The organism is Candidatus Melainabacteria bacterium RIFOXYA2_FULL_32_9 (assembly GCA_001784615.1).
GTDB lineage: Bacteria > Cyanobacteriota > Vampirovibrionia > Gastranaerophilales > UBA9579 > UBA9579.
On sequence record MFRQ01000084.1, the window covers coordinates 562 to 8989 of the forward strand.

An 8428-nucleotide genomic window follows, 5' to 3' on the forward strand; every position below is an offset into this window, starting at 1 on the left:
ACATCACCAGTTCCTAAATTAAACATTGGTTCAAGTGCCATTACCATTCCTGGCTTTAATATTGGCCCAAGATCACCTGTCCTGTAATTAAAAACAAAAGGCTCTTCATGCATGTTTCTGCCAATACCGTGGCCGCCGTATTGTTTTACAATTCCGTATCCATATTGGTTTGCTCTATCTTCTATAGCACCTGATATATCTTGTAGATGGTTACCTGGTTGCATTTTTTCAATAGCATCATATAGGGCTTGCTTTGTTACCTCTATAAGTTGTTCCAATTCCTTACTTATTGAGCCAACCCCTACTGTTATAGCTGAATCTCCAACCATGCCTTTGTATGTGGCTCCAACGTCAAGACTAATAATATCACCTTCTTTGAGAATGATACTATCGCTTGGAATACCATGAACTACTTGCTCGTTAATTGAAGCGCAAATAGTTCCAGGAAAACCGTGGTAACCCTTGAAGGCTGGTATGGCATTATTTTTTCTAATAATATTTTCTGCAATTGTATCTAATTCTGCTGTTGTAATACCCGGTTTTACGGTTGATCTTAATTGTTGTAGAACCTCTGCAACAATGCTTCCAGCAGAATTCATTAGTGATATTTCGTATCTTGATTTGCGATTGATCATAATTATTCTAAAACAACTTTTTTAATGTCAGCATATATTTCATCAATGCTTCTGGTTCCATCAATGTTTACCAGAATTCCTTTATCTTTGTAGAATTGCACCAATGGTGCAGTTTCTTTTTGATAGGTCTCAATCCTTTGTGCTGCAACCTCGACACTATCATCTTTTCTTTGAATTAATTTCCCACCGCAGATATCGCAAATTCCTTCTATCTTAGGTGGCTTATATTTTAGATTGTATATTTCACCACACTTTTCACAGCTTCTACGGTTAATTATTCTATCTACTAACTCACTTACAGGAACATCGATGTTAATTGCTTGTAATTTTGCATTTTTATCTCGATTAAGTTCTAATAGAATTTTGTCTAATGCCTCTGCCTGCTCGATGCTTCTTGGAAATCCATCGAGAATAAAGCCATTTCCTGTATCAGGTTTATGTAATCTTTCATCAACTATACCTATAACAATTTCTGATGAAACTAATTTACCTTGTTCCATGTATTCTCTAGCAATTTTACCATATTCTGTGCCCTCAGCTACAGCTGTTCTTAGCATTCCACCAGTATCAATATGGGGAATATTAAGCTCTCTTGCTAACATTTTTGTTTGTGTGCCTTTTCCACTTGCTGGCGCACCTAAAAATATGAGTTCTGGTATCATTGTTTTAAGAATCCTTCATACTGTCTAACTAACAAGTGTGTCTTGATCTGGTTAATGAAGTCTAATGCTACACCAACCATAATTATTAACGTAGTAGCTCCTAAACCTTGTAATGTAGTTATTGCAGTTACTTGGCTTGCTAGACCAGGAATTAAAGCTATAATTCCTAAACCTACAGCACCAATAAATGTTGTTCTACTTAAAATTTGGTCTATTACATCAGCAGTTGGTTTACCCGGCTTAATTCCAGGAATTGAACTGCCATATTTTTTAAGGTTATTAGCAATCTCTTTTGGTTGCATATTAGGCATAATTGATGCATAGAAGAAAGTTAGCGCAACAATTAGTAAAAAGTAAATAAGATAATATGGAATTCCAGCTGGATTTAAGAGATCGGCTGTTAAAAAAGTAACGATATTTCTCATTATTCCCTGAGGAAGATTTGGGGCTATGGCTCCAAGTATCGTTGAAGGAAATAATAAAATTGCAACAGCAAAAATGAGCGGCATAACGCCGCCAGGATTCAATTTGAAAGGAATATGTGTATTTACTCCTCCATATACTTTATTACCAACCTGTCTTTTGGCGTTTACAATTATGACTTTTCTTACAGCTTCCTGCATAATTACAATGAGGAATATAGTTGCTAAGAAGATTCCTAGTAATACAACTAATTTAAATTGACTTGTGGGATCATTGGCCACCAATTGGAATGTTTGTCCCATATAAATAGGTATTCTGGAAATAATACTAATAAATATTAGTAAAGAACCTCCATTCCCTATTCCTCTTTCTGTAATTAATTCAGCAAGCCACATAATAAATACTGAGCCGGCAGTAAGTGCAATTACAGATTCAATGAACACAAAGGGGATATTTGCTCCAGTAGCTATCATTCCAGGTTGATTAGCAAGATATGTCATAAATATACTAGCCTGAAAGGCTGCAAGTACAACAGTAAAATACCTTGTGTATTGTGAAATCTTTCTTCTACCTGCTTCCCCCTCTTCTTTTTGTAAAGATTCAAGATGAGGAATTACTACAGCTAAAAGTTGCATAATAATTGATGCAGTAATGTATGGACCTATACCAAGCGCAAATATTGAAACTTTTCCTAATGCACCACCTGAGAATAAGTCTAAAAAGTTAATAATATTGTTGCCCGCAAGGTTTGTTATTGCTTCGTGGTTTATTCCAAATATAGGAATCTGTGTTCCGAAACGGAACACAGCTATCATTGCAAAAGTAAATAAAAGCTTTTCTTTTAAACCGGATGCTTGCCACATTCCTGTTAATTCATCCGGAGTCGGCATTTTAACTTTAGCCATTTTATATTACCTCTATTTTTCCACCGGCAGCCTCTATTTTTTGTTTTGCGGATTCGGTGAAATGTCTAGCTTTTACTGTAACTGACCTTGTTATTTCACCATTACCTAGAACTCTTAAAGCTTCAAACATATTACTGTAAAGGTCTTTTTCAATAAGTAATTCTAGATCAATAATATCATCTTTAAGGTTATTAATTTGAGATACGTTAATTTCTGCATATTTTATAGGTCTAACAGTTTCAAAGCCTTTTAATTTTGGAGCTTTTCTGTATCCAGGCATTTGTCCACCTTCAAAACCACGTTTTTGGCTTCTACCTGAACGTTGTCCTTCTCCATTATGGCCTCTTGTACTTGTTTTACCATGGCCTGAGCTGCGTCCTCTGCCCACTCTTTTCTTTTTGTGAGTAGCTCCATCAGCTGGTCTTAGATCTTCTAACATTATTCTTGTATTTTCCATTTTGATCACCTTTTGACTGAAATTATTCTTCTACGTTCACTAAGTGAGGAATTTTGTTAACCATACCTCTAATTGCAGGGGTATCGTTATGTGTAACTGTTTGGTTCATTTTTGAGATTCCAAGAGCTTTTACTATTTTTTTCTGTGTCTCGGAAGCTCCAATTATACTTTTTTTCAAAGTTACTTTGATTTGTTTTGCATTTGACATGACTATATTCCTTTATTCCTTACCCTAACATTTCTTTTAGGGATAGCCCTCTTGTTGCAGCAACATCTTTAAATGTTCTGAGTTTGCCAAGAGCATCCATTGTAGCTCTGGCAGCATTAAGTGGAGAATCAGAACCTAAAGATTTACATAATATATTTTCTATACCTGCTAATTCTAAAACGGCTCTGGCTGAACCACCGGCAATGATTCCAGTACCAGGTGCAGCAGGTTTTAATATAATTCTTCCAGCACCAGCTTTTCCAGTAATTGGGTGAGGAATTGTTGTTTTAAATATTGGCACTGTAAGCATATTTTTTCTTGCAGCAGCAATACCTTTTTGGATTGCGCCTATAACCTCGTTGGATTTGCCTATTCCAACTCCAATTAATCCGTTACCATTACCAACAATTACTACAGCTCTGAAACTGAGTTTTTTTCCACCTTTTACAACTTTTGTCACGCGGCGGATTTGAATAACTCTTTCTTTCCATTCAGAAGGAGTCTTGCCTGCTGTAATTTGTTGAGTTTCTTTTTTTGATTCATCACGGTTACGACGTCCGCGTTTTGCTTGTTCTTGTTCCACTGATTTATTAACCTCTCTTTGTTATTAACTAAAATCACTATACTGTAAAATATCTAACAAAAAAATAAAGAAAAAATCAAGAATATATAACTAAGTGTCAAAATTTGGGTTTTGGACTTGATTTGCTTGTGGGTTAACAGTGATCTTATAAGCAAATTAGTCACCTTTTAAGGGTGATGATAATAATATCACACACTTTTAAGTTTACTTAGTTATTTTGGGTTGTTGACAAAACTTTCTGCTATATAAGTGATTAACACAGAAACAATTAGATATCAAGTGCTTCTTCTGAATCAACATTATTAAGAGCTTCTGTTACAATAGCAGCAATATCTTCTGCAAGCTTCCCTCTCAGCTCATTTGAGCAGGTCTTTAATAGTTGTATTGCAGTTTTTAATGTATCATCAAGATCATACCATCTATTTGAGCCAAATTCTTTTTCATCATCAGCTGAAGCTATAATCTCATCAACTGATGAATATGTATTGTTATCAATATTATGCTCAATTATGACCGTAATTAAGTTAAGTGCTATTTGAATTTGAAGGTTATCACTAGATGTTTCAAGGATGTTAACTGCTTTAGACAAGATAGGATCCTTGTCATACCAACGTCTTATTTGATCATCATCATCATTTATCATGCCGTATTTATTCCTTATTTGTGGACAGTTTAAACTGTGTTAACTGTGTTTAAATGTAACGCCACATCCAGCTGTTGGGTAATTCCAGGAAAGGCTCTGGTATGAGCATGCTATTCTGCAAGCGCCACACTCCAGACAATTCTCAAACCCAACCAGGATTTTCTTCTGCTCTTCATCCCAGGAATATACGTTTGCAGGGCATACAAATGTACAAGCTTTGTCTTGACATTTTGCACAATCTTCTTGATTGGGAGCTAAGTGAGAAGATTCAGCCGATTTGTATTTCACAGTAAAAAGTTTGTCATCTATATGTTCTGGAATCATTTTTTTAATATCGCTCATTTTAGTAATATACCTCCACCGAGTTTTGCAAACTTAACAAGGTCACCAAACAATTTTGGAATTGATCTATCTTTTAATGCTGTACCAATAAATGATTTGTATTTTTCTTGTTTTGGTATACTGTCCACACTAATGAATTTATTCATAAATTCATTGAATTTTTGAGGATAATATCCCATTAATGCATCAGAATTCTTTTCTGCAAATCCCATTACATTTTTATAACTCTTAAGATCTTTTAATATAAAGCTGTTTTCGAGCTTTTTCTGATAAAGTGATAATCTATTTGCAGTAAAATCATTTTGCTCAAGAGCGTTAATTGCTGTTTCTGCTGCATATTTACCACTCAGCATAGCAAGGTTGGTGCCTTCCCAGTGTACGTTATTAACTAACATTGCAGCATCACCGGCTACCATTGCTCCATCTGTATAAAGCGGAGGCATTGCATTAAATCCACCTTCAGGAATTAAGTGAGCTGAATATTCCAGCAGTTCGCCACCTTCAATTAAAGGTCTGACCACTGGATGTTTTTTTAGTTGGTTAAGAAGTTCGTAAGGTTTTAATTGTTTATGTTTAAGTTCATTCAGTGAAGCTCCTAATCCAACAACTACTGAGTCAATGTTAGTGTAAATAAATCCAAGACCAAGCATATTTTGCATTGGACCGCCGATAATTGTATAAATTACGCCACTATCACCCTCAAGATTAAATCTGTCTTGAATTTTTTCTTTAGGCAATTGAATAACTTCTTTAATACCTACCGCTACGTTTTCTGGCTTAATTTCAGGATGTAAGCCCGCATCTCTTGCTAAAAGTGAATTTACTCCATCAGCTATTATTACAATTCTGGAATAAAATTCTTCTTGCTCAGTTCTTACGCCAACAATTTTGCCGTCTTCTCTTATTAATTCTTTAACTAAGGTTTGTGGAACAATGAACGCACCAGCTTGCTCAGCTTGTTCTGCGCACCATCTATCCCATTTGGGTCTAAATACTGTAAAGCTATTAGAATGTGGTCCCTCTGCGTGTTCTTGGTTTTTATAACCAATAACTGTACCATCATTATCACCTAATAAAGCAAATCTATGTTCTGTGTTGTATCTTTCTACCGGGGCTGATTTCCAAAATTCAGGAAAAATTTCTGATGTTGGCTGGGTATATATTGCACCTCCAAACATATTTTTACTTCCTGAGAAATCGCCTCTTTCGAGTACTACAACTTCTTTTCCTGCTCTAGCTAGAGTAATTGCGGCTGCAATGCCTGCAGGACCCGCACCTACTACTACCACATCTACAACTTCTCTCTCCACACTATTCTCCTTTCGACATCAATTTTATATTATTTATTTGTATTTAATTCTGTAGAATATTCTAGAAAAAAGATCTTACCTAGACAACTCTTTATCTATTTTAAATTGACATTTCTGCTTTAATCACTTTATTTTTGGACTTTTATAATTCTATTTAAAATAATAATACAGATAAGTCATCTGAATAAGTCTGTATGGGATTTTCTATACATAACTTTATCTTTTTATGACTAAGTAAATTTTATGCTCAATAAAATTGTATATCTTCTTTATAATTATGGCTAACTCCGGATAACATTTTTATAGTATTTTTTGCATATAATCTTTAATATGCTAGAAATTTAATCTTAATTTTGTTATTTATTTTTAGTAGGATAATATAATAAAAAGTTGCTATTATAAATTTATTGCCTCTAGATTGCCACGCAAGTATGATTATTTCTTCAAGTCACGATTTATGGCTCGCAATGACAGTGCGAAGTACCCTCATAATGATAGTAGTATTATTGGAAGAATTAATGACTTATGACAGTGCGAAGCACCTTGCAACTCACACCCAAGATTATTTGAGTAGCAACTTGAGTTAATAGAATATTGTTTAGATGATACTGATAGGGTTTTAATTATGGATAAACTGCTGTTTGTTTTATTTCCTGCAATTTCATTTGCTGTTGTGGCTGCAGGAGTTGTAATTTTTGAATTCGCTCTTTATATTAAGAATTTTATTTAGATTATTGTGATGTAAAGTACTTTATAACTATAAAGTACAATAGTAGTGTAGCCTGTGTATGTTATATAATAATAATCAGGTTAATTTATTAAGTAGGTTATTCGGGTTATTTTTTAGTTTTAAAAATATCATATAATACTAAGCAAAGAATAAAATTAAAAAAACATGAGGATATTTTGATGAGATTGGCTAAAGGCATAAAAACTTCAGTGTTAATTTTGTCAGTAGCTACTTTTTTGTATTCTAATACTGCTTTTGCTTATAATTCACAAGCTATCCAAATTTATAATGATGCTATAGATATGAGTAAAAACGGAAACTTTCAAGATGCAATTATTTTATTCAAAAAAGCAATAGTAATTGATCCTGCGCTTATTGATGCGTATTATAATTTGGGTTCTATATATGAATATCTTGGAGATGAATCTCAGGCTTTACGTTATTACGAGGCAATGATAGAAAAAAATCCAAATGATGCTGAAGTAATTTATAAAGCTGCTCAGATACACTATAAAAACAAAAATTTTGAAAAGTCTTTAAGCTATTCAGGTCTTATATCAACTAATAATCCTAAATATGCTGAATCTCAAGAATTATATAAAAAAGCTACTCAAGAAATTAACAAGAAAAAACAGCCCGTGTCAGTTATTAATACAAGGCCTGCTGATTTAAGTCAAGATCAAATCAATACTAAAATTGTATTTAAGGATTTACAAGGGCCTACAGGCCTTGCAAAAGATAGTTATGGAAATTTATATATAGCAAATTATAGTGCTAATAGTATCTTAAAAATATCACCAGATGGAAAACGATCAGTAGTTGCTAAAGGCACCCTGATAAATGGGCCAATTGGACTTGTTGTTGATCCGGATAATAATATTTATGTAGCAAGTTATTTATCAAATCAGATTATTAAAATAACACCCGAAGGAGAATCAAGTGTTATCCTTAAGGGTGTTAATAAACCATATTATTTATATATTGATAAAGCTGGTATGCTTTATGTTTCTGAACAAGGCAGTAATACAGTAGTCAGAATTAAAGTTATTTAGCGGCTAATTTTGTATTTGCTAATTGTGAACTGAACTGAGTTTTAGCTTTTTGTGATGTCATAGCTGCTATTGAGTCGGCTTTGATCTTAGAAAGATGTTTTTGGCCATTTCTTACAATTCCGTGCAGCTCGGTTAAATCTTTGTCTAAGCTGCTAAGAACAGTTTCTGCGTATTTATCAGCACCTTCTCTGATGGTAATAGCTTCATTAACTGCATTTGCCCTTATTATTTCAACATCTTCTTGTGCTTGTTTTTTCATTAATTCACAATCATTTATAACTTGTTGACGTATTCTTTCTGCTTCAGCGTGAACAGCCTTGAGTAGTTCAGACTCGCATAAAAGCATTTCTGCTTGGTTTTTAGCTTCTGTTAAAATTTGGTTTGCTTTTTTCTGAGCCTCTAATTGTATGTCATCACGTCTTTTGATGATATTACGTGCTTCCTGGATTTCTCCTGGTATTGAGGCTTTAATTTTATC

11 protein-coding genes are annotated in these 8428 nt (G+C 33.9%); 1 reads left to right on the forward strand and 10 read right to left on the reverse strand.

Features of this window, described 5'->3' with window-relative positions; genetic code table 11:
* The 9 genes from A2255_10500 to A2255_10540 form a co-directional block, all read right to left on the reverse strand.
* The coding region (locus A2255_10500) for a type I methionyl aminopeptidase (GenBank protein OGI20202.1) at positions 1 to 599 on the reverse strand (599 nt) is incomplete at its 3' end.
* 38 nt (positions 600 to 637) lie between these two features.
* Positions 638 to 1297, reverse strand: a complete 660-nt coding sequence (locus tag A2255_10505) for an adenylate kinase (protein OGI20203.1) — start codon at positions 1295 to 1297, stop codon at positions 638 to 640.
* Positions 1294 to 2625, reverse strand: coding sequence for a preprotein translocase subunit SecY (locus A2255_10510; GenBank protein OGI20204.1), 1332 nt, complete (start codon positions 2623 to 2625; stop codon positions 1294 to 1296). The genes A2255_10505 and A2255_10510 overlap by 4 nt, the downstream gene beginning before the upstream one ends.
* Position 2626: 1 nt before the next feature.
* Complete coding sequence (locus A2255_10515) at positions 2627 to 3067, reverse strand: 50S ribosomal protein L15 (protein ID OGI20212.1); 441 nt, start codon at positions 3065 to 3067, stop codon at positions 2627 to 2629.
* Positions 3068 to 3104: 37 nt separating this feature from the next.
* Positions 3105 to 3290 (reverse strand): 50S ribosomal protein L30, encoded by a 186-nt coding sequence (locus A2255_10520; protein OGI20205.1) that lies wholly within the window; start codon positions 3288 to 3290, stop codon positions 3105 to 3107.
* A 19-nt stretch (positions 3291 to 3309) separates the two neighbouring features.
* Positions 3310 to 3807 (reverse strand): 30S ribosomal protein S5, encoded by a 498-nt coding sequence (locus A2255_10525; GenBank protein OGI20213.1) that lies wholly within the window; start codon positions 3805 to 3807, stop codon positions 3310 to 3312.
* Between the two features lie 334 nt (positions 3808 to 4141).
* The gene (locus tag A2255_10530) at positions 4142 to 4516 is read right to left on the reverse strand and encodes a hypothetical protein (protein OGI20206.1); all 375 of its coding nucleotides are present in this window, start codon (positions 4514 to 4516) and stop codon (positions 4142 to 4144) included.
* 39 nt (positions 4517 to 4555) lie between these two features.
* Complete coding sequence (locus tag A2255_10535) at positions 4556 to 4858, reverse strand: 4Fe-4S ferredoxin (GenBank protein OGI20207.1); 303 nt, start codon at positions 4856 to 4858, stop codon at positions 4556 to 4558.
* On the reverse strand, positions 4855 to 6168 hold the full coding sequence (locus A2255_10540; protein OGI20208.1) for a hypothetical protein: 1314 nt from the start codon (positions 6166 to 6168) through the stop codon (positions 4855 to 4857). The genes A2255_10535 and A2255_10540 overlap by 4 nt, the downstream gene beginning before the upstream one ends.
* Positions 6169 to 7077: 909 nt before the next feature.
* Here A2255_10540 and A2255_10545 point away from each other — a divergent pair.
* Entirely contained in the window at positions 7078 to 7950 is an 873-nt protein-coding gene (locus A2255_10545) for a hypothetical protein (GenBank protein ID OGI20209.1), read from the forward strand.
* On the opposite strand, the gene A2255_10550 is transcribed toward A2255_10545, so the two are convergent.
* Positions 7943 to 8296: a hypothetical protein gene (locus A2255_10550; protein OGI20210.1), complete on the reverse strand. Its 354-nt coding sequence runs from the start codon at positions 8294 to 8296 to the stop codon at positions 7943 to 7945. The genes A2255_10545 and A2255_10550 overlap by 8 nt on opposite strands.
* Positions 8297 to 8428 lie beyond the last annotated feature (132 nt).